This is a genomic window from Neobacillus pocheonensis (genome assembly GCF_050477905.1).
GTDB lineage: Bacteria > Bacillota > Bacilli > Bacillales > Cytobacillaceae > Neobacillus > Neobacillus pocheonensis_A.
Genome location: NZ_JBCNAD010000025.1, coordinates 21,731 through 46,473 on the forward strand (window position 1 = coordinate 21,731; position 24,743 = coordinate 46,473).

Genomic DNA, 24,743 nt, shown 5'->3' on the forward strand with positions numbered 1-24,743 from the left:
AAAATTCTCCTCCAACTTGTATTTTTTGTCTGTTCATCACTTCTCAGTGAAAAAAAGATTTATCAGCCTCTCTTAATTTTTCATCATTCTTTGGTAAATTCCTTCCTAAAAAAATAATAAGGGACATTACACTTGCGAATGTCCCAAATTCTCTTGATCTTTTCTCTCATTTAAAATGTCCTTAATAATTTCCATATGAAAGGCAGCCCATGCTTTCTCACGAAAATGAAGAATCACACTTGCAGCTACTGCAAACACATAAAGGCAACTAAAGAGCAGCCATAGCCAACTGCCATCATGAAAAAGAAATTCCGATAATTGCTTTGAAAATAAAAGCATTAACCATGGTACCGAGGAAACAATGATTGGTATGATTCCTGAACCGTTTTTTTCTTTCGTCATACGGTAATAAATTAGTTTTAATACACTGCTATCCAGTGTCTTGTATAGCTTTTGAATCTCTTCTATTTCACTAAGCTCTTTCATTTGTTTGACAGAATGCCCATGATCCATCGTTTTTTTCAAACGAAGAAAAACTTTATGAGCATCCCCTCTTAATGAAAACATATTAATTCCCTGCCTCAATCAACGAATTGTTCAGTGCCCCCATTATATTGCCCTGATAACATTTCAATTAAACTTTTCGTTATACCGTTGTGATTCCAGTCAAAATCGAGTATTGTTACTACATGGAAATAAAAGACATAAGAATTGTGGGGGTGTTAATCATGGGGAATCAGTCTCGATTGCCTGGTACTCCAGCGACTCATGCAAAGCCTATTATTGGAATGGCGATACTTTGCATGGGGCGGATATTCATTTAATAAATCGCCCAGGTAAGTTATATTTCTAATAATTGGCTTTGCACCTTATTTTCTCAAATTTTAAAAATAAGGGGCTGGCAAACCATGAAATATATAAATGCGATCAATATTTTACCTGAAAATCTCATTGCGGAAATTCAAAAGTATGTTCAAGGAGAAACTCTTTACATTCCCAAACCAGAAAAAGCCTATCGCAAATGGGGCAGCTGTTCTGGAGGAAGAAAGCTAATTGATGACCGAAATGCCTCGATTAAACGGGCATTTAAAAGTGGCAGCAGCATTGATCAATTAGCCGAAGAGCACTTCCTTTCTATAGAAACGATTAAGAAAATTGTTTACTCGCGTAATTAGCACTGATGTTTCAGTGCTTTTTTATGTATAGATTGAATCTAAATCATCTTTTACATATTAATCATGTTGGAAATTTTTTAAAATAGTCGTAGTGAGGTGAACTCTTATGATTGAAAAATTTATTAAAAATGAACAATATAATTTTATTAAAAATCAAGTGGCTTTGATAAAGGACAGCTATAAAAAGAATTCTGACCCTTCGGTCATTCGAGCAGTAAAGGAGCTCGCGAATGCTAAGATTTTCGAACTTTTTCCAAGTGTAACAGGAGAACAATCTGAAATGCTGGATCTCTCCAAAAAGAGAACGGATCATGAATTTGACCAATATCTTAAGGAATTAGCTCATTATCTGCTGCCCTTTCCTCAGCAGACCGAGCAGCAAATTAAAAAGATGTTTCCAAAAGCGAAGAAATTAAAGGTACCTGATCTATCGAGGGTCAATCATGAACAAGTAACTTACTTAAGCTGGACGAACATCAGTACTAACAAAAAGTATATTATATACGAGCTAAATGAGAAAATGGTCGGAATCGAATGTAAATACGCGTTGTTAAATAAGGACAATATTTGTTCGTTCTGTAATCGTTTTGGTAAGGTTGCATTTATTTCCACCATTACCAAAACAAAAAAAGCAAAAAATCCAGATTACTATAAAGCAATCGGAAACTACATCTGCTTTGATAGTTCTGAATGTAATGGAAAAATTACTAGCGTGGACTACTTGACTGTTTTTCTAAAAGATTCATTGGGTGAAACTTGCTAAGGCTATCAAAAATTTATAAAGTGGTCATTTTTAAGGATTGGAACGGTTTGATAGGCATTTAGGCGGCTACAATGGATGACATCGTCTGCAAAACCACGGCCGCGCAATTCCCGGCCACTTCCACATTCCCAAATCAACTCTTTTAATTTTGGTCTGGCATGTTGAAATGTACCTAGACAAATCTCTGCTTCCGATGACTTTTTACCCTCTAAATAATTTAGAATAGCACCGGCACCTAAATAATCTTCAATTGCCGGTCGAAGAGTGTCTTCGTTGTTTTTTACATCGTTCCATTGTTCACCGCAAGGGACAATTGTTATATTTGCTCTTGTTTGTTTTCTAAAGTGATTAACGGCAGAAGCAACAGCTGCCGCATTGAGTAAGGAACCGATCAATAATGCTGGAACCTTAGCAGCTACCCAAGTGCAAAACGCTCCATTTAGTGAAGATAAAACATACTTTTTTTTATTATATTGCTCGTTGAAAGAAACAGGAGAAAGAGATGGTTTGCCTAATCTAACAGCCTCGGCCCTTCCTAGCAAGTATTCGGCACCAATTTTTTCGGCATATTCTTTTCCATCTAGATTAGGTGGAAAGGGATATATGATTGCACCATTGCCTAATGCGGATATTACCGTTGATGAGAAGCTAAGTACATCTACGATGATGACTATATCTCCTCTTTCTGCTGCCTCCATCGCGCCACGTCTCCCCCATTCCACTCGACATTCATTTGGTGATTGATCAAACCACATAAAATCTTCCTTTCAATCTATTTAATAGATAATAATAAAACAATTCTTCCCTCGATGCATGAAAGAGTGATTCTTTTTTTTTAGAAAGGGGTTTGGGTTCATTATAAAGCCCTATGGGACAAAAAACGTTTAGGATTCCGGCTTTCTGTCCCATAGGAGGCTCTGCATAACCTTTGGGGACACTAACGAGAAATAAAGAAAGCAGAATGAAAATCTTATCATCCTGCTTTTAACGTATTAAAATATTGAAAAAAATGGAAGGACGATTATGGTTAAGGTAAGAAAAAAGACAGCGAAGGCACTCATTTTTTGTTTTTCCTTCCATAAGGATATGCCAAAACCAAACGTATACACCGCAATGATTAACAGAGCTATGATGATGACTGTATTCAACCGAATCGTCCACCTTACCGTTTATTTGAGGCTTTACCAAAATCAACAATTTCAATTTCTGGCTTTACCGAAATGTCTGCTTTAAGATACGATTTAGCCCAATTATATTTTTTAAAATCTTGAATCGTTCCAAAATATTTTCGGGCATATAAAGCTAATGGATATGGCACACCTTTTAATTTTAGCTGTGTTTTTTTAAACAGGTTCTCATTTACCGTCTTGATATGATTCACAAGATGTTTTTTAAGAATCATCTGGTTTTTTTTCTCCATGAAGTTGACCATTGATGGATTGGTCATAATTTCAATCTTTAGCGGTATGGTAATAAAAATCTTTGGTTTCGAACTCTTTAAGTCCATTTTCACCTTATTGTTTTCTGTTTTCATGATTCTCGCAGCAATTTGTTTCTCCTTGTCTGAAAAAGGGTCAGGAAAATCAACCAATATATCTTTGATGTTTGTTGTATCATCCAAAATATTAATCGTGCGCGTCTCCTGTCCAGTCAATTTGCCAATCATGACACCCCCCCTAAAAACCGCCGCCCCAATAAATTGTGTGTCATCCATTTCGCCAGCTACACCGACCTCGCCGGCTGTATACTCATCCTCTTGTTTCGCTTTAGGATGTTTTGCCTCTTCAGCTGATGTGTACATCGCCAAATAGAGGTCGGTCCCTCTATCAAATGTTGTAAAAAATCGAAAGAGAGTAGAATCAGGAATCAGTCCATTATCTACCCCATGATCAATCATATATTGAAAATACTTATGCGGCCTCGTTTCCATTTTCGGATGATTTTTTACAAAATAATCCTTAGCCATTTCTTTCGAAACAGCTAAATAACTATTTAGCCGAATTTCTTTATCTTTTGGGACATCAGAAATAGAAGTAATAAATTCTTTCGTTTTGGCCAATTGCTCGGAAACAACAATAATCTTTAATAAGTCATAACTAATACTACGAGAAATGATAGCATTAGCTGTTCCTTTCGCTGCAATAAAATCATTGGCTTCAAACGTAATGATTTCCCGCGGTTTTTCCGTTGAACCCCCGCCGCCCTGCATACTGCCTACTTCAGGATTGGCAAGCAGCATCGTAACAATGATTTTTCCTTTATGTTTGGATTTATCAAGACCAAGTCCAATCACATAGGCCTTGTCCTCTAATTCTTCTTGGTCCCAACAGCCCGTTAATAAGCTAATACTAGCTACTAGTAATAATACTTTACACAGTTTCCTTGTTTTTAGCATGTTTAAATTCTCCTTTTAACCATGCGGTCAGCCATAAAAGAATGGAAATGAACGTAAAGGATGGTCCCACTGCATGTGCAAGCATAGGCTTAAGTTCGAGACTAACATCAAATGGAGTTTCAGGAATACTTCCAAGTAACAAATAAAGCGCCGCAAGGGAGGGAATTAAGTATTCAAAGTCTTTAATTTTAAAGATTTGGCCGAACATGAGGGAATTTATGTACAAAAATGCTGTAAAACGAATAAAGGCTCCCAAAACCCAGATAACAAAAAAGATAATTTCAATATTTGGAAGGAAACTTCCTAGTGAAAGATAACGTATGGCTGTATGAAATGGGTAGCCGATTCCACTTAAGGATGTATCAAACATGCAGATGAAAACTAGAGCAGCACCTGAAAGTTGTATACAGACGTAAACATAGGCAAACCAAGTGCCTTTACGAAAATCTTTGTATGATTTAACGTAAGGAATTAACATAGTAAACAGAAAAAATTCAAGATAAATATACAGATTAAATACACTTTGCTTCAAAATCTCTAGTTTCCCTAAGCCCCAAATGGGAAACATTCCTTGAATATTGCCAGCTTGAAAACTTAAAAATAACGCAATAATCAAGAATAGTACTATATAGTAAACCAGCAGATAGGCAACCGATCCAACATGCAGAATACCTTTCATTGCCCCATATGCGCATACAAGCATTAATAATGCATAAATGAATATCGTAGGAGTGGTCGTGAAATAAAACGTCCTAATGATGTTTGCATGGATTCTTGTATCGATTGATAGAACCATTGAGCTGAGGACAAAGATAAACAGGCATAGAAAGAAACCAATATATTTTCCTAGTAATTTTTGAATGACGGAAAAAAGGTTTTGGCTTTGAAACAACATCATTGTTTTTAATAATAAAAATAGAGGGATAAAAAAGATTCCGGCTGTGATAATGGGAATCATCCATCCAGCACTTTGTACCATTTTGTATAGGGCGATAGGTAAATCTATGGTCGGTTTCATCCCGACCATTAAGATAGCGATTGATACAAATTCTCGTATTCCAAGTTTTCCAGGCTGCTGATTCATATCATTTTTATCCCTTTCTTTGTCTGACCATATCCTTTGGTTTTAAATATCCCGGACGAAACCTTTCTTTAAAGGGAACGTGTCGTATGATTAAATCCTTGGATGAAATGGTACGCGGCGTCATTGGCGCAAAATAAGGAGTCCCAAATGATTTTAAGGAGACTAAATAAAACAGGGAGGCCATAAAAAAAGCAGTGGCACCATAAATGCCGAAAAATCCTGCCGCAAAAATAAATAAGAAGCGAGCTAACCGTATCGCAAAATTCATGCTTATATCACTAATAATAAAAGAACTCAAGCCGGTTAGAGCGATGACAATGATGACAATTGGACTAATAATATTAGCCTGTACAGCAGCTTGACCAAGAATTAGAGCGCCGACAATCCCAATGGTTGGGCCAATGGGCGATGGAACTCGTAAGCCGGCTTCTCGGATTAGCTCGAAAGCCATTTCCATCATTAGGATTTCAATGATCGATGGAAATGGTACTCTTTCCCTTGTCCCCGCTATCGCCATTAATAAATCAGGCGGAATCATCCCTACATGATAATTGGTTATCGCGATATAAATAGCGGAGGTAAAAACAGCGACAAATAAAGCAAATATCCGCAAAATCCTAATAAAATTTCCATAAGGTGTCCGCAGGTAATGATCCTCCGGTGAATGAATCAAGGACCAAAAGGTTGCCGGCAGAATTAGGCAACTAGGTGAATTGGACATCAACAAAACAATGTACCCCTCTTCAAGGAAGGAAGCTGCCCGGTCTGGCCGTTCAGTATAAAGAATAGTTGGAAATAAAGATCTTGGCCGTTCTTCAAGATATTGTTCTAAAATACTTAAATCAAGGATCTGATCAGTATCGATTGAACTTAACCGATCTTGTATCATTTGAAGCAGTTCATCATTTACTAAGTCTTTTTCATAAACAAGAAACACATCGTTTTTTGACCGTTTTGAAATAATTTTCGTTTCAACAATCAGATTTTCATTTTTTATCTTTTTACGAAGTAAGGCAATATTATCGGCCACTTTTTCAACAAAAGACTCTTTTGCCCCTTTTACGATGACCTCATTATCAGTTTTTTCTATACCGCGGCCGCGCGTTTTCGTCGTTTCAAATACATAACATTGATGGTCGCCCTCTACAAAGAGCGCCGTAATCCCACCACATATTAATTCTGTAATCTCACCGATGTTTGAAGCCATTTTTTCGATGGGGTAAGAAACGAGATCTCGAATCTTTCCAGATGGTGCCTGATTTTCAATAAGTTTTTCTACGATGCTATCCTGAATATTTTTTATGTCTACCATGGTACTGATGAAAATGATAAAGGCACGACGATTCAACGAACGAATCGTAAACTCACGAATCTTAACATCCACATTTTTTGGAAAGCTAAAAATGTACTTAAATGTCGCCAAATTTTGATCATAATTGCTGCTTATATCTTGTTTCTTCATTTCAATATCTGAGGTATTTGATTGTTCATGAATTTGTGGTTCTTCATTTATATTTTTGAAAAGTGACTTGATAATCCTTTTTTTCATCAGAACCACCTCTATTTTTCAATAGTTTTCCAATTTTGGGAGTCATTATGTATGGTTCCGACCTTAAAAAATCTTCATCTAGATTTAATTAATGATTAACATGTCCTTCATATATTAGTAACATTCTTAGGTTATAGTACAAAGTAGCGGGGATAGCATGCGTGGCTATCATGGTATTTGGCGAAGGCGGAGCCGATACTTTAAGGGGTAATGAATTCGGTGTTGAAATTAAATAAAGTGAAGAGGAATTCAAACAATGATCTGAGGCTTTTTTTGCTGAAACTAAAAGGAAATTTTCGTTAGTTAAAAACCATTGAAACAAGGTGAAAATTTATACCGACTTGCAGCAGCAAATGGAGAGATGACCCACGATGAGGAGAAAAAACAGTATTACACATTAAAGTTAAAGCAATACGGTGAATTTGCAGATGATTCGTTCTCCCTTCTCTTTTATGATGTTTTCACGATTATGTCGCTCATTTCTGAGCAACAAGCTTATGAAGAAGCCTTATCTATCATTGATCAATATTTTTCCAACCCCAAATTAGCGGACGTTTTTGAAGTCTTGTTTCTTCTTGAAAAGGAAAAGCCTATTATGGTCTTAAACGCTTTGAGGAAGCCATTCTTTTCCTCGAAAAAGTAAAAATATCAGAATGGGCTATCATCCGTTTGATTTGTCGTTATTATACATTGCTGATGTGTTCAAAGCCCTTTGTTATCATGAACTAGGAAACAGCGACAACGCATTTCGTTTGTCCCAAGCAGCGGTCGAAAATTATATGCCGCTTCCTGCTTCTACATATAAGGATATCGCTAATAAAGCTTTGAAGATTATTCATGGAATTCGGTAAAAACAACATTTAATCAGGTCTAATTCAATTAGTTAGGCCTGATTTTTGTGTTTAGCTAATATTTTGAGTTCCCCATAGAGTCGTTTTTAGCATTAGCCTCTTTCAGAAAGGGGCCTTTTTTAATGTTTCATTTTTTTATCTGCGAAAGTTTTAGGTTTATCTGCGAAAAATTTGCTTTTATCTGCGAAACTTACCTGTTTATCTGCGGAAAGAGTACTTTTATCTGCGAAAGGCTTACTCAATCTTATGTTACACCCCAAAAAAGGTATATAATAACATGAAACTATTAGGCTGTATTTTTCGTTATATATAGTGAAATAATTTTAGATACGAAAGGAAACTATAGCGTTGAAGCTGAAACGATTAGGAAGTTTATTATTTTTAATTTTTCTCATGGTGGTAATAATCCTCTACTTTATTGATTCCAATCCTTTTACGGATAAAAAAATAAATAAATCTGTTCCTTTACCAACTGATCTACATCCAATTGTGAAAGAACGGAGCAATCAATTAATCCAACAAGCAGCTAAAAAAGGCATTGTCATGGTGATTACGGATGGTTTCAGAAGTGCGGACGATCAAGACCGACTGTATGAAAAAGGCCGCACGTCTGAGGGAGATATTGTAACCAATGCAAAAGGTGGGCAATCCTATCATAATTATGGTCTTGCCATTGATTTTGCACTTAAGACTGCTTCAGGAGATGTGGTCTGGGATAGGCAATATGATGGAAATAAAAACGGGAAAGCCGATTGGAACGAAGTTGTTGGCATGGCAAAAGCCCTCGGATTTGAATGGGGCGGTGATTGGACTCAATTTAAAGATTATCCCCATTTAGAAATGGATTTTGGCTTGTCCATTGCCGATTTGCAAAATGGCGAGAGACCAATAGCAAACTCATCGATGACAGCAGATGGCGAACAGTAACACTGTTCGCCATTTATAATGCTAAGCCATCTCCAAAGCAATCTCCATCATATTTGTAAACGCAACTTGTCTTTCTTCTGGTGTCGTTTGTTCATGTCGTATTATATGATCACTTACCGTTAAAATCGTTAGCGCATTCACTCCTGCATAGGCTGCATTCATGTAAAGACCGGCCGTCTCCATTTCTACACACAAAATTCCCATCTTACGCCATTTCTCCAACGCTGTTTCATCAGCATTATAAAAAATATCGCTCGAAAGGACATTTCCAACATGAACCGGAAACCCTTTTTGGTCGGCGGACCTTTTTGCTTTTTCCAATAAGGCAAACGAGGCAATATTGGAATAGTCTCCAGGAAGATTGTACTGATGAACATAGCGGGAGTCCGTAGAAGCCCCCATAGCAAAGACGATATCATATAAATTCATATGGTCCTGAATGGCACCGCACGTGCCAATACGAATCAAATTTTTCACACCAAAAACATGAATCAGCTCCCAAGAATAAAGACTCATGCTTGGCATACCCATACCTGTTCCCATTACGGATATTTTCTTTCCGTTAATCGTTCCTGTAAAACCTAACATATTACGGACAGAATTGAATTGAACCACGTCTTCTAAATAGGTGTCGGCAATAAATTTTGCTCTTAGTGGATCCCCAGGCAAAAGGATGGTTTCAGCAATCTCCACTCCATTTGGTTTGATATGCGGGGTTTCTTTATGATTATTTATACTCATGTTCTTATTCTCCTTTTAATGATCCTTACTTAGGAAGTATTTGCTTTGTTGGCATTTTCATTCCTCTTAAGAAAGTTGATTTTTGCGTTATGAAATTTTTATAATGGGAAGTAATGAACTTGAAGTGAGGGGATTCATATCAATATATTGTGGGATTTCGACGGGACTCTTTTTGACACCTATCCTGCTCTTGTCGAAGGATTTATTAAATTAAGCCAGCAAGACCTGGAAAAAAGTGAAGTCTTGAAATGGTTAAAAGTTGATTCCTTAACAGCTTTTAAACACTATGGAATTAGTTTAGAGCATAGAGAAGAATACCAAAAGTTGCATAACTATTATTCGAAAACTCATAGTGTTCCTTTTGAACACTTGGAGGATGTTTTATCTGCAGTTGATAACAACATTATTGTGACTCATCGTGATAAGGAATCAACCATCTATCTTCTAGAGAAATTCAATTTAATCAAATACTTTAAAGAAATTGTCTCTGTTGAGGAGCAAGGGTTCACAAGAAAACCTCATAGTTCTTCATATGAACATGTTCTTAAAAGTCATCATATTGATTTAGTAGTAGGTGATCGTGATTTAGATTTAATTCCAGCTAGACAATTAAAGATTAAAACTGTTGCCTTCCAAAACCGAAACATTGAAGCTGATTTCCATATCGACAACTATGCCGATTTTATACCTGAGGTCCTTAAACCGCTTCAAGGAATATAGTGAATATCCCCTTTTTAGAGGGGATTTTTTGTTTGTAGACAGTTCCGGCTTCTATTCGCCATTTTCCTCTATTTCTATTCAATATGTTATAATCAAAAAGGTTTGTTTTATCAGAGGGGAGTTCTGTTTGTGGAATTACTAAAGTCAAATACTCAAACGAAATCGACATATACATTTTTGCTCATTGTTGGGATTATACTTATAGCATTTAATTTGCGACCAGCGATTACATCGGTGGGTCCGCTAGTTGGTATGATTCAGGAGGATGTTGGACTTGCCCATTGGAGTGCAGGCTTATTAATGAGTTTGCCCTTACTTGTTTTTGCCACCATGTCTCCGATTGTTCCAAAACTAGCCAATCGTCTTTCCAATGAAATGACCCTACTAATTGGATTAATCTCTCTTTTAGTCGGCATAGTCATTCGTTCTATTCCAATGACGTTTTTCCTTTTCACTGGGACTCTTTTTGTTGGGGTTGGTATCGCGATTGGAAATGTTCTTTTGCCAGCCGTTGCAAAAGATAAATTCCCAGAAAAATTCGGATTAATGACAAGTGTTTATTCAACCTCAATGGGGTTGGTTGCTTCACTCGCATCAGGTCTTAGTGTTCCTTTAGCAGACGGTTTAAACCTGGGTTGGCAAGGAGCCCTAATTGTCTGGGGGATTCCGGCCTTTATCGCAATCTTGGCATGGGTCCTTCTTGTCAAATTTAATCAGGGGAATCAACATTCATTTAAAAAAGTTAGTTCTCATTCAAATCATATCTGGCGGTCGCCGCTTGCCTGGCAAATTGCTATTTTCATGGGGTTTCAATCGTTTTTATTTTATGTAACGATTTCTTGGTTGCCTGAAATCTTGCATAGCCATGGCATGAGTATGAGCACTGCTGGCTGGATGCTTTCCTTTTCTCAACTAGTGGGATTACCTGCTAGTTTCATCATTCCTGTCATGGCTGGACGTTTTCGTTCACAATCATGGATTGCCTTCATGCTAAACGTGTGCTCACTGCTTGGATATCTTGGATTACTGTGGGGCTCATCCTACTCCATTATTATCATAAGTATTATTTTAATAGGGATTGGATTAGGAGGAACTTTTCCATTAGCGCTAAGCTATATTGGGCTCCGCGCTCGGAATGCCAGCCAAGCTGCAGAGTTATCTGGCATGGCACAATCAACTGGATATATCCTTGCTGCAATAGGTCCGATGTTTATTGGATTTCTTTATGATAAGACTCATGTGTGGACCATTCCAATTATCACACTTATTTTGACTTCTGGAGTTGTGATGGTATTTGGGATGTTGTCGGGTCGCAATCGGTATGTATGATATTGGGTTGGCGAACAGTGCTTGGTACTGTTCGCCCTTTTTATGGAATGGGGTTTTTGTGGCTATCCTTTTTGGTTTCGCAGATAAATCATTGCGTTTCGCAGATAAAATGCAATTTTTCGCAGATAAATCGTTTAGTTTCGCAGATAAGACTCAATTTTCCGCAGATAAATTACTTTTGTATAACCTTTTTGAAAAAGAATAAGCATTTTATCGGCGTCTATTCAAGGTTAATCAACTGAAATTAAATTTTATTAGCTATAAACTTTTTCTTTTACCGGCAATTTAGATAAATTTGAGTGCCTCGTGTGCTGCCCCGCTTTGATTAGGTTTATTAATTCCAAAAATTAACTATAATGAATTTTGAATGCATTTTGAAACTTTATTGGATATTAATCGTATATGTATACATCCGGACAAGGTTTGTTTGGATTTTAAAAATATAAATAGAATGGAAGATATAAATTGGGTTCTAACATTTTACAAATTGGACAGTATGCTTTTGAGGTTTATTATTGGTTAATTTTAATATCGATTTTTGGTTCCTGGTTTCCTCAATTCCAATCATCAAAAGTGGGCACATGGATTACAAAACTAGTTGAACCTTATTTAAGCTTCTTTAGAAGGTTTATTCCTCCTTTAGGTCCTATTGATTTTTCGCCAATAATCGCTATTTTCGTCTTTAGATATATTAGGGGATTCGCAATAGAAGGTCTTCGTCAATCATTGAATGTCATCGGTATTTAATAATAATTAAGTAATGAGGCGAACAGTATCTGTCACTGTTCGCCTTTCTTACGTTTAAATTGAATTGGCAGAAACCCCGCCATCTTTAACAACAATATTCATAGGGATGTAAAGGTGGCTTTGCAGGAAAATTCCATTTTGGCCTAAATGCAGGATCTTTCCAATGCCAGGCACCTAACGCGGCAGCGCATGCATCAATGGAGTGGCTTTCTTCTTCTATTAAAATCGGTAGATCAACTAAGTTTTGCTTTCCCAGCAAGTTCCGAATAAAATTCCTCACTGAAAGATTTTGTTTGTAGTTCAATACATACTCAAAATCATTTTGAGAGAGTCTTGATCCAATAACGGCACCTGGATGCACTTCCACGATTGAAATAGGATAGGGAGTTTGCAGACTACCAATTTCTCTACTAAGCTTAATGCCTCTTAGAGTTAAGTAGACCATTCTATTCAATGTTGGCGGCATTATGGACCCCGGTTTCATTCCTAATCCCACAATAAACTTTCTTAGCTCACGGTCCCCTTCCCTATCCCCACCCCCATCTTCATAGGATAATGGGGCATCGATACCGAGGACGACCTCATCTATTTGACTTTGTTCTGATATCTCCTTAAGTATCTCATGATCACTAATATTGTTTTTCCATTTAAGAAATTTCAATTGATTCTCTTGCTTTTCAAACACACTAAGAACCGTATCCTTATGATTACTTGGGCCAGACAAATCAATACCGATCACTCTCATGATTGCACAACTCTTTCTTAAAAAAATTTATCTTTATTTTATCTCATTTCCCAATTTTCCATTGTTGAAAATACTTATTTTTAGGCTCTGTTAAACTAGTCTGTTGATTTCCGCTCCAGGTGCTCCGCTTTCCGCGGGCGTGCTGGGAAGTCTCCTCGTCGCTTGGCTCCTGCGGGGTCTCCCCTACCCCGTACTCCCGCAGGAGTCTTCGCACCTTCCGCTCCAATCAACGAGCTTAGAAAATCAACAATGTTCTTTAACTTAACTAATTTTTTATAAAAAGCATTTGAGAAATCCTGCAATTTATGTTTCGATTAAGACCTAGGGGGGATCAACATGAATGGAAAAATGAGACTCATCATCACCATGCTCATTTTTGGAAGCATCGGGGTATTTGTCAAAAAGATTGAGCTGGCTTCCAGCGAAATCGCGTTTTTAAGAGGGGTAATTGGGAGTCTATTTCTGGTTTTTGCAAGCATACTTATCAAACATAAGCCATCCTATAAGGCATTAAAACAAAACGCGATTCTGCTCCTTTTATCGGGAACAGCCATTGGCCTTAATTGGATTTTTCTATTCCAGTCTTATCGCTATACGACTATATCCAACGCTACAATTAGCTATTATTTTGCCCCAATCTTTGTGATGATTTTAGCACCTTGGGTTCTGAAGGAAAAGCTGACGAGCAAAAAGGTTATATGCATCATAATGGCCATGATTGGTCTATTTTTAATCGTTAACCCAGGGTCTGGAAATTCAAGTGGTTCGGAGAATAATCTAGTAGGTATTTTATATGGTCTTTTAGCGGCAGCCTTTTATGCGAGTATCGTCTTAATGAACAAATTCATCAAGGATTTATCAGGTTTTGAAACCACATTAGTACAATTAATGGCAGGCGCATTGGTTCTGTTTCCTTACGTATTATGGCAAAGTCATCTTAACTTTTCAGGGATTAATTCAACATCGATTATGTTTATTTTGATTGTTGGTATCATACATACAGGGCTGGCCTATTTTTTATATTTTACTTCGCTTCAAGAGCTAAAAGGACAAACGATTGCAGTTCTAAGCTATATCGATCCGATTTCCGCTGTCCTGATTGCAGCGATTTTCTTACATGAAAGCATGTCGTTAATTCAAATGCTTGGCGGCATCCTTGTACTCGGAGCGACTTTTTTAAGTGAGTTAAAAATGGTGAAAAAGGGCAGGACTTCTACTACTACATAATTGTAGTAGACTTCCTACCCTTTTGTTCAAAGGACACAATAATAATGAGGAGGACAAAATGTTTCTTTCCTTTCCAATTTTAGCGGCTCTTTTAGGTATGCTTATTGCCCAATTCGTAAAAATCCCCATTCACTTTTTAGCTTCAGGAGAATTAAAATGGAACCTGATGTTTAGTACTGGTGGAATGCCAAGTTCCCATACTGCTACCATTATTTCTTTAACTACAGCCATTGGATTAACTTCAGGGCTGTATTCAAATGAGTTTGCCATTTGTGTAATCGTTTCTCTAATTGTCATGCATGATGCTACGGGCGTTCGAAGGCATGCAGGATACCATGCTGAAGTTTTAAATACATTGTTAGTTGATTTCAATCTCCTAATCGAAACCTTAAAAAATCCGAATTTAAAGAAAACAGTATCAAGAGAAAAGCTAAAAGAATTATTGGGACATCAACCAGCAGAAGTTTTTTTTGGAGCCATAACAGGAATTATAGTTGGTGTTCTAACATATCAGTTCTATCCGTTTTAATCCACGGTTAGCAGCGAACCGATTCGGTCATCAGCAAGAGATTCCTCCACCTAATGACTATTATAAAAATGGAAAACTGCCAGCTTAGGCAGTTTTCCTATTTCTGTTTAGAAATCGTAATTATCAATATTATCCTTAGTAAAGATGACACGTTCAGGCAGTAAGATGATTCCGCTGCGATCATCTGTATAATCATAGCCTTGGATTGTATTAGGCTCAATTTTCACATGACCTATATTTGGTACATCAAACTCATCGCCAACCTTAAGGTCTTTTCCTTCAACTGTCATTAAGTAGGCAACATAAGCAGCTAAAGCCCCCTGCTTCTTGACATCCCAAAGACCAAACTGCTTAACAGTGCCCCTTTTAACAAAGTCTCTCATGACGTTTGGAGTGGAGAAACCAGTAATGGCAATCTTACCTGCTACTCCAAGGTTTTCTGCTGCTTGAGCCATAGCTGGTAATGCTGTCGCATCCGGACAAATGACAGCATCGATGTCTGGGTATGTCTTAATAATGTTTTGACCAACTGTTAACGATTTCTGAGCATCGTTTTCTCCAAATTGAGTAGTGACAATTTCCCAGCCTGGATGTTCAGCTTTAATTTTTGCTTTAGCAGCTTCAACCCATTGGTTTTGGTCAGTAACGGTTGGGCTTGAGTAGAAGAATGCAACTTTCGCTTTATCACCTATTTGGCTAGCTGTCATATCAATAAGCAAACCACCAAGTTGATCAGGAGTACCTTGGTTAATGTAGAAAGAACGGTGTTTTGGATTAACATCTGAGTCCCAAGTAAGAATTTTCACACCGCGCTTTTTCGCACGGTCTAATGCTTGGTTTAAACCGTCTACAGATGTTGAAGAGACCATTAAAGCTTTATAGCCTTGGTTGACAAAGTTGTTAATATATTTTACCTGCCCAGCAACGGAAGCTTCGCTTGGCCCATCATACGTTAGATCAACACCAAGTTCCTTCGCCATTTCTTTAGCGCCTTCCCCGCCAGAAGTGAAAAAGCCAACACCAGTGAGTTTTGGGATAAAAGCTAGCTTCACATCTTTTTTACTTACTTTTCCGCCTCCCGAAGTCTTTTCCCCGCCGTCACTACATGCTGCAAGTAGTAAAAGTGCTGATAGAGCAACCATCAAAAGCTTTAATAATCCAGATTTTCCCATTAATCTACACTCCTTTTTATGGTCCTTTAGAAACCACTTTTTTTTGATTTAACCTTTTAATGAATAATTGGAGATTGCTCCAATTGGTTAACCGGAGTAAAACTGCAACGATTAATAAAAATCCAATTACAACGCTAGTTTCTTGACTAGTCATACTCATCATTTGTAAACCATATTGCATCATACCAATCACAATACTTGCAATTCCTGTTCCAATAACAGTACCCTTTCCGCCGGTAATACTAGTTCCCCCTAAAACAACTGCAGTAATAACTGGTAAAACTGCCTCGGTACCGAGGTCTGATCTTGCAGAACTGAAGTAGGATGTTAAGATCACTCCACTAATACCACCTCCTATACCGGCTATGATATACGACCAAATTAAGATGGACTTTGTACGAATTCCGCTGTACCTGGCTGACTTAATATTGATGCCAATGAGAAAAACCTGTCTGCCAAAGCGAGTTAGGTTTAGTATCACAGCAAACAGGATCATAAAGACGATTAAGAACAAAATAGGGTTAGGCAGCCCAAAGGTTTCACCATTTGCCAGCTGTACGAACGAATCAGGAAAACCGCTGATGCCTTCATACCCAGATGCCTCGTTTCCACCTGATATCACTAAGGCAATTCCTGAGAAAAGAAACATACTCCCTAAAGTAACAACCAATGGCTGCACATTACTATTAGCCACAATCACACCATTGATTGCACCAGCACAAGCACTTATGACTAATGCAATGAAGGCAGCGAGCCAAACATTTACCCCATTCATCCAAAGGACTCCAATCGAGATTGAGGTCAATCCAATCGTCGAGCCGATGGACACATCAATTCCACCAGTAATAATGACGTATGTCATCGGTATAGCGGCTAGTCCGATATAAACATAATCATTCATACTAAAAATGAGATTAGTAAAATTTAAGAAGTCCGGATTCATCACACCAAAGAAGATCAGTTCAAGGAGTAAGAAAATAACGAGTGCACTTTCCCACTTAAAGAGTAGCTTGATCCGTTTTGTCATCGTTGTGGATCCCTCCTTTTCCTACATCTGACTGCTGTTTTCTCCTTTTGTTTCTATTAAACTGACTCTTTACTAAATAGCTTTGGAATCTGGAGTCACTGATGACGATGAGCAGTAATAAGAATCCAGAAATGGCATTATTCCAGTAGGCTGGGATTCTCAAGTAAATTAAAGAACTATTAATGGCTGTTAAGAAAATTGCACCGAGACCAGCACCAAATACCGTTCCCAATCCCCCGTTTAGGCTCACACCACCTAAAACAGCCGCCGCAATGACCTGCAGTTCTATGCCGCTCCCTGTTTGATTTGGGACGAAGCCGATATTCATAACAAAAATCATTCCAGCGATGGAGGCTGATAATCCCGACAACACAAAGGCTAATACTCTAATCTTTGAAACAGGAATCCCTATAAGGCGTGCACCATCAGCATTATCCCCAACAGCATAGAAATAACGACCCAGTTTTGTCAGCTTTAGAACTAGAAAAGAGACCATTAGTATAATAAGTCCAATCCAAATTGGCAGTGGAAGACCAATGAAATCAGTACCTGAAAGCCTTTTGAAGTAGTTAGGAATATCCTCAATCCACTTTCCATCTGTTAAGATAATCATGAAACCTCTTAATATTCCTAATGTCCCTAATGTCATAATGATGGCAGGTATTTTCAGAAATGCCACTCCGATACCATTGACTAAACCTGCCAGTATTCCAACGATGAGAACGACAAAGGCTGCCGCCCATCCTGAAACTCCATTGGTTAATAACAACCCGCAAACAGCTGCCGAGAATCCCATGGTGGACCCGACCGATACATCTATTTCTGCTGTTAAAAGGACAAATGATTGACCAACAGCCAAAATTAATAAGATAATGCTGCTGCTTACAAGAAGAACCAGACTGTTACCTGTTACGAACTTACTATTAATCGAACCTACAATTCCGATGAACGCAATTATGAGAACAATAATCGAGACTTCCCTTACTTTTAATATCCTTGATACGTTATTCATAGCGCCTTCAACTCCTTTTTAATCCCAAATGCAGCTGAAGTTATGGAGTCGACAGTTAAGTGTTCTTTTGCAATGGAAGAAGTCATCCTTCCTTCATGCATAACGAGGACATGATCACTCAACTGAACGATTTCTTCTGTATCGGATGAAATTAAGATGACTGCTAATCCCTTTTCTTTCAGATCTTCAATCATTTTATAAATATCCCTGCGTGCGTCGGCATCGATGCCCCGAGTCGGTTCATCTAAAATAATCACTTTTGGCCCTGTTTCAAGATACTTTGAAAGGACAATCTTCTGCTGATTCCCACCAGAAAGATTGCCTATCAACTGATTAGGTCCTGTTGTGACCACCTTGAGGCGGTCAATAGCTTTCGAGGAGATTTCTTTTTCTTTTTTAAATGGGAGGAATAAGTGCTGAAATCGATGCAGGATAGTGGATGTGATGTTCATTTTTAAAGAGGCAATGGAGAAAATACCGTGTTGATGCCGATCCTCAGGGACATAAACCAGCCCCCGATTTATCCGTTCTCGAAGGGTGAGACCCTTCATACTCTCGCGATGTAGGAGAACCTCACCCGAGTCCCATGGCTCCAAACCAAAGATGGAGGAAGCAAGCTCGGTACGGCCGGCACCGACGACCCCTGCAATCCCTAAGATTTCACCAGGATAAAGGTCGAAGGTCACATGGTGAAAGCGATGACCGGATAAGTCTTTAACAGAAAGAACAGGATTGCCTGACCTACTAGGGGAAGAGTCAGAGCCCTTTACTACTTTTGTAACGATATTTCCACTAGAATCTTCTTCTACTTTTCTATTAAAGGTTTTATGACTTTGTTCAGGCATTAATCCTTCTAACAACTTCTCATAGGTGAAATCACATGCAGCATCCTTGGCTGATATCACCCCATCCCTTAACAAAGCGACAGTATCAGCAAGCTGAAATATTTCGGTAAGCCGGTGGGTAATATAGAAGACTCCTAACCCATCATTCTTCAGCTTTTTTAAAGTAGAAAAAAGGGAATTGATTTCACTAAATGTTAGGGTCGATGTTGGTTCATCTAATATAAGAATCTTGGCATTCCTTATTAACCCTCTCAGTAACTCTACAAGCTGTTGTTCAGCAATAGATAAGCTAAATCCCTTACGGCTGATATCCAAATTCCAGCCTAAAACGGCAAGATAGTGGGTAATTCTCTTTTCACACTCTTCCTTATTCTCGTTAAAAGCGATCGTAACGTTTTCCCGAACGGTCATATTCGGAAAGATAAGTGGTTCCTGAGGGACTAAGTAGATTCCATGTTTATGTGCATCTGCAGGTTGATGGAAGGAAACTGCTTTCCCATTAACCACAATCTCACCCTCGTCAGGCCGATATAACCCTGTAATGATTTTCATTAATGTAGATTTACCAGCACCGTTTCCGCCAACAATCGCAAAAACCTCTCCTTGATTAAGCGTTAAATCAACGCCCTTTAACACGGGGTTTCCTGCAAATTGTTTATAAATTTGCCGAATGTGAATCAGCTGGCCATGCATGTGGCTCACCCGCTTTACAAGTTTATAATCTATTAAACATAAACATTTTTTAATAGACTTAACTTTTGTTTAAAATTTAAAAAAATTACAATTTTAGGTAAAGCGCTTACAAGCAAAATATTAAATGACAATTCACCTGCAGTCAATATGTTTAAGTTAAATTTTCTAAATATTTTGAAGTTATTGACTTTTTATTTTATGGGTCCTATACTCGGTATTAGAGTTGAACATTTGTTAATCTAATGATTATTTGTTGAAAGGTTGAGTGCTTTGTCAAACCATGATGTATTTACCGAGAATCTCCTAGTTAAAGTCGCTTGGTATTATTACAAGGATAATCTAACCCAAACTGAAATCTCAGACCTGCTAAATTTATCAAGGAATAAAGTTGTTCGTTTACTTGACCGAGCACGTGCCGAAAATATTGTCTCCTTTCATATCAAAGGACATGGGGTAAATTGTTTAGAAATTGAGCACAAACTAATCGATGCATTCAAAATTCCTCGTACTTTCGTCATCCCTACACCTAAAAACGAACTTAGCCGGTCCCTATCAAAAGCAGCAGCACAATATATCGAGAATAATATCAGGGATAATGAGCTATTAGGATTCGGTTGGGGCGAGGCTGCTTCACGAACGATTGAATCACTTACGATTGATCCCTCCATGGCTGTCTCAATGGTCACTCTTACAGGCGGAGTTAATTATTATTTCCATAAACGTGATTATTCGTTAGAAGGTGGTCTGGACAAATTTAAGGGCGGCATACATGTCATTCCTGCTCCCTTCCTAGCATCTACAGAAGAAATGGCAAAAAACATGCTAACTGAGCCATCCGTTAAAAACATTCTTGATTTAGCTAGCCTTTCGAACCATGTTGTCGTGGGAATTGGCGGCTTATCCTCGACTTCAACCATTATTAAAGAAGAAAAGATGACCCTTAATGAATTAATTTACATCAAAAATCAAAATGCCGTGGGCGATATTTTAGGGCAATTTTTCGATGCCGAGGGGCATATTCTTGAATTACCGCACCATAATCGATTAATCGGCACCCAACTCAGCACGTTGAAAAAACTTAACAATGTCATTGGTGTTGCTGGTGGTCCTGATAAAGTCGATGCCATTTTCGGTGCATTGAAAGGAGGGTATATCGACACTCTTATTACTGATGAAGAAACTGCTAGAGCACTAATAAAAAAGGAGGTTTCTTTGAATGGAATACATCCTAGTCCTTGATGCTGGGACTGGCAGTGTCCGCGCTGTGCTATTTGACAAAGCCGGCCGGCAGACAGCTGTTTCCCAGGTGGAATGGACACATATTGAAGATCCACGCTACCCCGGTTCGATGGATTTCGACGTTATAAAGAATTGGGAAATCATTCAGACATGTATTTCACAAGTGCTCAGCCAGTCCGGTGTGGACGCTAATGACATTAAGGCCATAAGTGCAACTAGTATGCGTGAGGGTTTTGTCCTTTATGATGAGAATGGCAGTGAAATCTGGGCTTGCGCCAATGTGGATGCCCGTGCAGTTGATGAGGCCAAGGAGCTAAAAAACAGCGACCCCCAACTTGAAAAAAGACTGTATAATTTAAGCGGCCAAACCTTTGCGCTAGGTGCCCTCCCCCGCCTCCTTTGGCTCAAAAACAACCAGCCTCACGTCTATGAAAAAATCGCCTACTTAACTATGATCAACGATTGGATCCTCTATAAACTTACCAATAAACTTCAAGTCGACCCTTCTAATGGCTGTACCACAGGAATTTTCGATCTAAAAAATCGTTCATGGACTCCGGCAATTGCTGAGGCCTGTGAGCTGAAGGCCAATATCTTTCCACCCGTTAACGAAGCAGGTGAATTACTAGGAACCATTCCCGAGTCTATTGCCTCATTTACAGGTCTTGCAAAAGGCACCCCTGTTTTCAGCGGCGGCGGCGACGCCCAGCTGGCTTCGGTGGGTGTTGGCGCCATTAAAGATTCCCAAACCTTCATTTGCGGAGGGAGCTTTTGGCAGCAGGAAATTAACATAAAGGATTTGAAAGTGGACTCACAGAATCGTATTCGTGTTAATTGCCACGCTGTCCCCGATTTGTGGCAAATAGAAACCATTGCCTTCTTCCCAGGCCTTGTCATGCGATGGTTTAGAGATGCCTTTTGTGAAATGGAAAAACTGGAAGCAAAGCAAACAGGACGGGACGCCTATGAGATTCTTGAAGAAAAGGCAAAAGATGTCCCTGTCGGTTCGAATGGTATTATTCCTATTTTCTCAGATGTCATGAATTATATCTCTTGGAGACATGCCGCACCATCCTTCCTCAATCTTAGTCTAGATCCCAACAAAACTGGTAAGAAAGAAATCTTTAAATCGATACAAGAAAATGCTGCTCTAGTTACCTATGGCAATTTAAAAATGGTCGAGGAAGTCACAGGACAGTTCCCTAAAGAAGCCATCTTTGCCGGCGGCGCCTCAAAAGGAAAGCTTTGGAGCCAAACCTTGGCAGATGTCCTCGGGATTCCTGTAAAAGTTCCTGCTGAAAAGGAGGCTGCAGCCCTTGGCACAGCCATTATGGCAGGTCTTGGCGCCGGCTTATACCCCAGCATAGATTCGGCTATTAACGACATCGTGAAATGGGAAAGAATCCACACCCCGAATCTAGAAAACCATGAAACTTATAAAACCATTTATGAAAACTGGCGAGCAGTTTACACCGAACAGCTTAAGTTAGCTGATTCAGGCATAACCAATCATATGTGGATTGCTCCTGGATTAACGGTTTAATGGAAAGGGGGTGAAACAAATGTTTCACACTAGCGAAGAAAATAATGAATATCGTTACGTTACCCACGGCCCAAAATACTTAACAAAAGGACCCAATGTTGATATTGGAGTAGTTCTTTTAAAACCCGGAGATGACCACGATAACCACTATCATACGACCTGTGAAGAAATCTTTTATATCCTCGAAGGTGAAATTGATATTTATATAAATGGTGAACCTGTCCATGTAAAACCAGGTGATATGCTTCAGGTAAGACCTATGGAAGCACATTATTTAAAAAATACGAATACCGTCGATTTTAAAGCGGTATTTATTAAGTCGCCTCATATTAGTGAAAGGGATTCCGTCACCGTTGAAAATCCAAAAATGAAGGAGTGAATGGTTCAATGAATTGGGGATTTAAAAACAGAATGAATCAAATTTTACCAAATGGAAAGGCCGTCATGCTTGCTATTGATCATGGCTATTTCCTTGGGCCCATTCACGGTCTGGAGAAGCCCGGTGAAACAGTCAAAAACCTGCTTCCACATACAGACTCTTTATTTGTCACACGTGGTACACTTGATGCCTGTATTCCGACAGATGTAAATAAGCCTGTGCTTTTACGAGTATCCGGAGGTCCCAGCGTTCTAAATGATCTTTCAAATGAACATATCGTCACTCCGGTAAAAGAAGCCATTAGACATAATGTAGTTGGTGTGGGTGTATCCATTTTTGTTGGTTCTGAGAACGAAACTCAAACAGTAACGAACTTAGCCAATGTGGTAACAGAATCACATGAATATGGAATCCCGGTTCTGGCCATTACAGCTGTCGGTAAGGAACTAGAAAAACGTGATACTAGATTCCTTAGCCTTGCTTCTCGTATTGCAGCAGAAATGGGTGCAGATATTGTGAAAACCTATTACTGTGAAGATTTTGAAAAAGTAACAAGCACTTGCCCAGTACCAATTGTGATTGCGGGCGGTCCTAAATTAGAAACCATTAAAGACGCTCTTGAACTAACTTATAATGCTATGAATCAAGGCGCTGCCGGCGTCGATATGGGACGTAATATTTGGCAGTCGGAATACCCAGAAGCCATGATTCGTGCCATCAACGGTATCGTTCACAAAGGTCTAGATGTGAAAGAAGCACTGGATTTGTATTCACAGCTTACACAGGGCAAGGTATTTTAGAGAAGAACTCTTCATTACTACTTTAAAATCTAGAATTAATATTAAGAAAAAGGGTCGGCCTTCCACTACTTAATTGTAGTAGAAGACCGACCCTTTGTTTAGAACGAACTAAAGTAGGGGGAAGTTCTGAAATTCTTTATACCTGAACTATTTGTTTTCTATATTCCTATTCGTCCAATCTATGAATAAGACACGATAAAACCGACAAACCTATCTGTGATATTCGTTACGAGGAGAGGACTTATGGAAAATGTGTTTGATTATGAAGATATCCAATTAATCCCGGCAAAAAGTGTTGTTAATAGCCGCTCTGAGTGTGATACCTCCGTATCCTTTGGCGGGCATACTTTTAAACTGCCTGTAGTACCTGCAAATATGCAGACCATTATAGATGAAAAGATAGCTATCTACTTAGCGGAAAATCGGTATTTCTATATTATGCATCGTTTTGAACCAGAGAAGAGACTCTCTTTTATTAAAGATATGAAATCTCGTGGTTTATTTGCCTCTATTAGTGTTGGCGTTAAAGAGGATGAGTATCGATTTATCCAGCAAATAGCAGATGAACAGCTTTCACCTGAATTCATTACGATCGATATCGCCCATGGCCATTCCAATGCGGTGATTAAGATGATTCAGCATATTAAACAACACCTCCCTAATAGTTTTGTGATCGCAGGGAATGTCGGGACTCCAGAAGCAGTAAGAGAATTGGAGCATGCAGGTGCCGACGCTACTAAAGTAGGAATTGGGCCAGGAAAAGTATGCATTACAAAAATTAAGACCGGATTTGGTACTGGCGGATGGCAGTTAGCTGCTTTGAAATGGTGTGCAAAGGCAGCAAGCAAGCCGATTATCGCGGATGGCGGTATTCGTACGCATGGCGATATTGCTAAATCGATTCGATTTGGCGCATCAATGGTCATGATTGGTTCCCTATTTGCCGGACATGAAGAATCGCCTGGAGAAACGATCGAGGACGAGAAAGATGGAAAACTTTATAAAGAGTACTTTGGTTCAGCCTCGGAATATCAAAAAGGCGAAAGGAAAAATGTAGAAGGCAAGAGAATTTTAGTCGAGCATAAAGGGTTCTTAGCAGATACACTGAAAGAAATGGAACAAGACCTTCAATCCTCGATTTCTTATGCAGGAGGAAACAGGTTAGAAGCGATCCGTTATGTGGATTATGTTATCGTGAAGAATTCGATATTTAATGGAGATAAGATTTATTAATGGTTATGAAAAATTATT

General features: G+C 38.7%; 26 protein-coding genes and 1 pseudogene. 15 read left to right on the top strand and 12 right to left on the bottom strand.

The annotated features are described in order from the left end of the window. Nucleotides 1-126: 126 nt before the first annotated feature. Complete coding sequence (locus ABES02_RS14885) at nucleotides 127-567, bottom strand: hypothetical protein (protein ID WP_430136223.1); 441 nt, start codon at nucleotides 565-567, stop codon at nucleotides 127-129. A 341-nt stretch (nucleotides 568-908) separates the two neighbouring features. Here ABES02_RS14885 and ABES02_RS14890 point away from each other — a divergent pair, with 341 nt between their 5' ends. Together ABES02_RS14890 and ABES02_RS14895 are read left to right on the top strand one after the other, a co-directional pair. After that, complete coding sequence (locus ABES02_RS14890) at nucleotides 909-1,175, top strand: CD3324 family protein (RefSeq protein ID WP_430136226.1); 267 nt, start codon at nucleotides 909-911, stop codon at nucleotides 1,173-1,175. Nucleotides 1,176-1,281: 106 nt separating this feature from the next. After that, nucleotides 1,282-1,938 carry a FusB/FusC family EF-G-binding protein gene (locus ABES02_RS14895; protein ID WP_430136229.1) on the top strand — a complete coding sequence of 219 codons (657 nt, stop codon included), beginning with the start codon at nucleotides 1,282-1,284 and terminating at the stop codon, nucleotides 1,936-1,938. Between the two features lie 5 nt (nucleotides 1,939-1,943). On the opposite strand, the gene ABES02_RS14900 is transcribed toward ABES02_RS14895, so the two are convergent. From ABES02_RS14900 to ABES02_RS14920, 5 genes are all read right to left on the bottom strand, one after another. Then, nucleotides 1,944-2,693, bottom strand: coding sequence for a 2-phosphosulfolactate phosphatase (locus ABES02_RS14900; RefSeq protein ID WP_430136232.1), 750 nt, complete (start codon nucleotides 2,691-2,693; stop codon nucleotides 1,944-1,946). A gap of 237 nt (nucleotides 2,694-2,930) precedes the next feature. Continuing rightward, entirely contained in the window at nucleotides 2,931-3,086 is a 156-nt protein-coding gene (locus ABES02_RS14905) for a hypothetical protein (RefSeq protein ID WP_430136235.1), read from the bottom strand. 14 nt (nucleotides 3,087-3,100) lie between these two features. Next, entirely contained in the window at nucleotides 3,101-4,333 is a 1,233-nt protein-coding gene (locus ABES02_RS14910) for a Ger(x)C family spore germination protein (protein WP_430136238.1), read from the bottom strand. Beyond that, a complete protein-coding gene (locus ABES02_RS14915; RefSeq protein ID WP_430136241.1) occupies nucleotides 4,308-5,417 on the bottom strand; it encodes a GerAB/ArcD/ProY family transporter in 1,110 nt (369 codons plus the stop codon). The genes ABES02_RS14910 and ABES02_RS14915 overlap by 26 nt, the downstream gene beginning before the upstream one ends. A gap of 7 nt (nucleotides 5,418-5,424) precedes the next feature. Continuing rightward, nucleotides 5,425-6,966, bottom strand: a complete 1,542-nt coding sequence (locus ABES02_RS14920) for a spore germination protein (RefSeq protein ID WP_430136244.1) — start codon at nucleotides 6,964-6,966, stop codon at nucleotides 5,425-5,427. 313 nt (nucleotides 6,967-7,279) lie between these two features. Here ABES02_RS14920 and ABES02_RS14925 point away from each other — a divergent pair, with 313 nt between their 5' ends. Together ABES02_RS14925 and ABES02_RS14930 are read left to right on the top strand one after the other, a co-directional pair. After that, entirely contained in the window at nucleotides 7,280-7,609 is a 330-nt protein-coding gene (locus ABES02_RS14925; protein ID WP_430136247.1) for a hypothetical protein, read from the top strand. Between the two features lie 556 nt (nucleotides 7,610-8,165). Continuing rightward, a complete protein-coding gene (locus ABES02_RS14930; protein WP_430136250.1) occupies nucleotides 8,166-8,744 on the top strand; it encodes a M15 family metallopeptidase in 579 nt (192 codons plus the stop codon). 21 nt (nucleotides 8,745-8,765) lie between these two features. Here ABES02_RS14930 and deoD read toward each other — a convergent pair whose 3' ends face one another. Next, entirely contained in the window at nucleotides 8,766-9,485 is a 720-nt protein-coding gene (gene deoD / locus ABES02_RS14935; protein ID WP_430136253.1) for a purine-nucleoside phosphorylase, read from the bottom strand. Nucleotides 9,486-9,632: 147 nt separating this feature from the next. Between deoD and ABES02_RS14940 the strand changes: the two genes are divergently transcribed. From ABES02_RS14940 to ABES02_RS14955, 4 genes are all read left to right on the top strand, one after another. Next, nucleotides 9,633-10,205, top strand: a complete 573-nt coding sequence (locus tag ABES02_RS14940; RefSeq protein WP_430136256.1) for an HAD-IA family hydrolase — start codon at nucleotides 9,633-9,635, stop codon at nucleotides 10,203-10,205. Between the two features lie 129 nt (nucleotides 10,206-10,334). Beyond that, nucleotides 10,335-11,534 carry a CynX/NimT family MFS transporter gene (locus ABES02_RS14945; RefSeq protein WP_430136260.1) on the top strand — a complete coding sequence of 400 codons (1,200 nt, stop codon included), beginning with the start codon at nucleotides 10,335-10,337 and terminating at the stop codon, nucleotides 11,532-11,534. After that, entirely contained in the window at nucleotides 11,527-11,739 is a 213-nt protein-coding gene (locus ABES02_RS14950; RefSeq protein ID WP_430136263.1) for a hypothetical protein, read from the top strand. Before ABES02_RS14945 ends, ABES02_RS14950 begins: the two co-directional genes overlap by 8 nt. A 260-nt stretch (nucleotides 11,740-11,999) precedes the next feature. After that, the gene (locus ABES02_RS14955) at nucleotides 12,000-12,281 is read left to right on the top strand and encodes a YggT family protein (protein WP_430136265.1); all 282 of its coding nucleotides are present in this window, start codon (nucleotides 12,000-12,002) and stop codon (nucleotides 12,279-12,281) included. Nucleotides 12,282-12,366: 85 nt separating this feature from the next. Here ABES02_RS14955 and ABES02_RS14960 read toward each other — a convergent pair whose 3' ends face one another. After that, a complete protein-coding gene (locus tag ABES02_RS14960) occupies nucleotides 12,367-13,026 on the bottom strand; it encodes a DUF429 domain-containing protein (RefSeq protein ID WP_430136268.1) in 660 nt (219 codons plus the stop codon). 336 nt (nucleotides 13,027-13,362) lie between these two features. Here ABES02_RS14960 and ABES02_RS14965 point away from each other — a divergent pair, with 336 nt between their 5' ends. Continuing rightward, complete coding sequence (locus ABES02_RS14965; protein ID WP_430136271.1) at nucleotides 13,363-14,253, top strand: DMT family transporter; 891 nt, start codon at nucleotides 13,363-13,365, stop codon at nucleotides 14,251-14,253. Nucleotides 14,254-14,311: 58 nt separating this feature from the next. Beyond that, nucleotides 14,312-14,782: a divergent PAP2 family protein gene (locus ABES02_RS14970; protein ID WP_430136274.1), complete on the top strand. Its 471-nt coding sequence runs from the start codon at nucleotides 14,312-14,314 to the stop codon at nucleotides 14,780-14,782. Between the two features lie 107 nt (nucleotides 14,783-14,889). Here ABES02_RS14970 and lsrB read toward each other — a convergent pair whose 3' ends face one another. From lsrB to ABES02_RS14990, 4 genes and pseudogenes are all read right to left on the bottom strand, one after another. Then, entirely contained in the window at nucleotides 14,890-15,924 is a 1,035-nt protein-coding gene (gene lsrB / locus ABES02_RS14975; RefSeq protein WP_430136344.1) for an autoinducer 2 ABC transporter substrate-binding protein LsrB, read from the bottom strand. A gap of 46 nt (nucleotides 15,925-15,970) precedes the next feature. Next, nucleotides 15,971-16,969: an ABC transporter permease gene (locus tag ABES02_RS14980; RefSeq protein ID WP_430136347.1), complete on the bottom strand. Its 999-nt coding sequence runs from the start codon at nucleotides 16,967-16,969 to the stop codon at nucleotides 15,971-15,973. Nucleotides 16,970-17,036: 67 nt separating this feature from the next. Continuing rightward, nucleotides 17,037-17,993 (bottom strand): annotated as a pseudogene (locus tag ABES02_RS14985) (ABC transporter permease subunit); the annotation flags it as partial. Next, nucleotides 17,990-19,531: a sugar ABC transporter ATP-binding protein gene (locus tag ABES02_RS14990; RefSeq protein ID WP_430136277.1), complete on the bottom strand. Its 1,542-nt coding sequence runs from the start codon at nucleotides 19,529-19,531 to the stop codon at nucleotides 17,990-17,992. The gene ABES02_RS14990 and the pseudogene ABES02_RS14985, both read right to left, overlap by 4 nt. 270 nt (nucleotides 19,532-19,801) lie before the next feature. On the opposite strand from ABES02_RS14990, the gene ABES02_RS14995 reads away from it, so the two are divergent. The 5 genes from ABES02_RS14995 (at nucleotide 19,802) to guaC (ending at nucleotide 24,725) form a co-directional block, all read left to right on the top strand. Further along, entirely contained in the window at nucleotides 19,802-20,770 is a 969-nt protein-coding gene (locus ABES02_RS14995) for a sugar-binding transcriptional regulator (RefSeq protein WP_430136281.1), read from the top strand. Continuing rightward, nucleotides 20,748-22,313: an autoinducer-2 kinase gene (gene lsrK / locus ABES02_RS15000; protein ID WP_430136284.1), complete on the top strand. Its 1,566-nt coding sequence runs from the start codon at nucleotides 20,748-20,750 to the stop codon at nucleotides 22,311-22,313. Before ABES02_RS14995 ends, lsrK begins: the two co-directional genes overlap by 23 nt. Before the next feature lie 19 nt (nucleotides 22,314-22,332). Then, nucleotides 22,333-22,692, top strand: coding sequence for a cupin domain-containing protein (locus ABES02_RS15005; RefSeq protein WP_430136287.1), 360 nt, complete (start codon nucleotides 22,333-22,335; stop codon nucleotides 22,690-22,692). Nucleotides 22,693-22,700: 8 nt separating this feature from the next. Continuing rightward, nucleotides 22,701-23,492: a 3-hydroxy-5-phosphonooxypentane-2,4-dione thiolase gene (gene lsrF / locus ABES02_RS15010; protein WP_430136290.1), complete on the top strand. Its 792-nt coding sequence runs from the start codon at nucleotides 22,701-22,703 to the stop codon at nucleotides 23,490-23,492. A gap of 243 nt (nucleotides 23,493-23,735) precedes the next feature. Continuing rightward, nucleotides 23,736-24,725, top strand: a complete 990-nt coding sequence (gene guaC / locus ABES02_RS15015) for a GMP reductase (protein WP_430136293.1) — start codon at nucleotides 23,736-23,738, stop codon at nucleotides 24,723-24,725. Nucleotides 24,726-24,743: the final 18 nt, after the last annotated feature.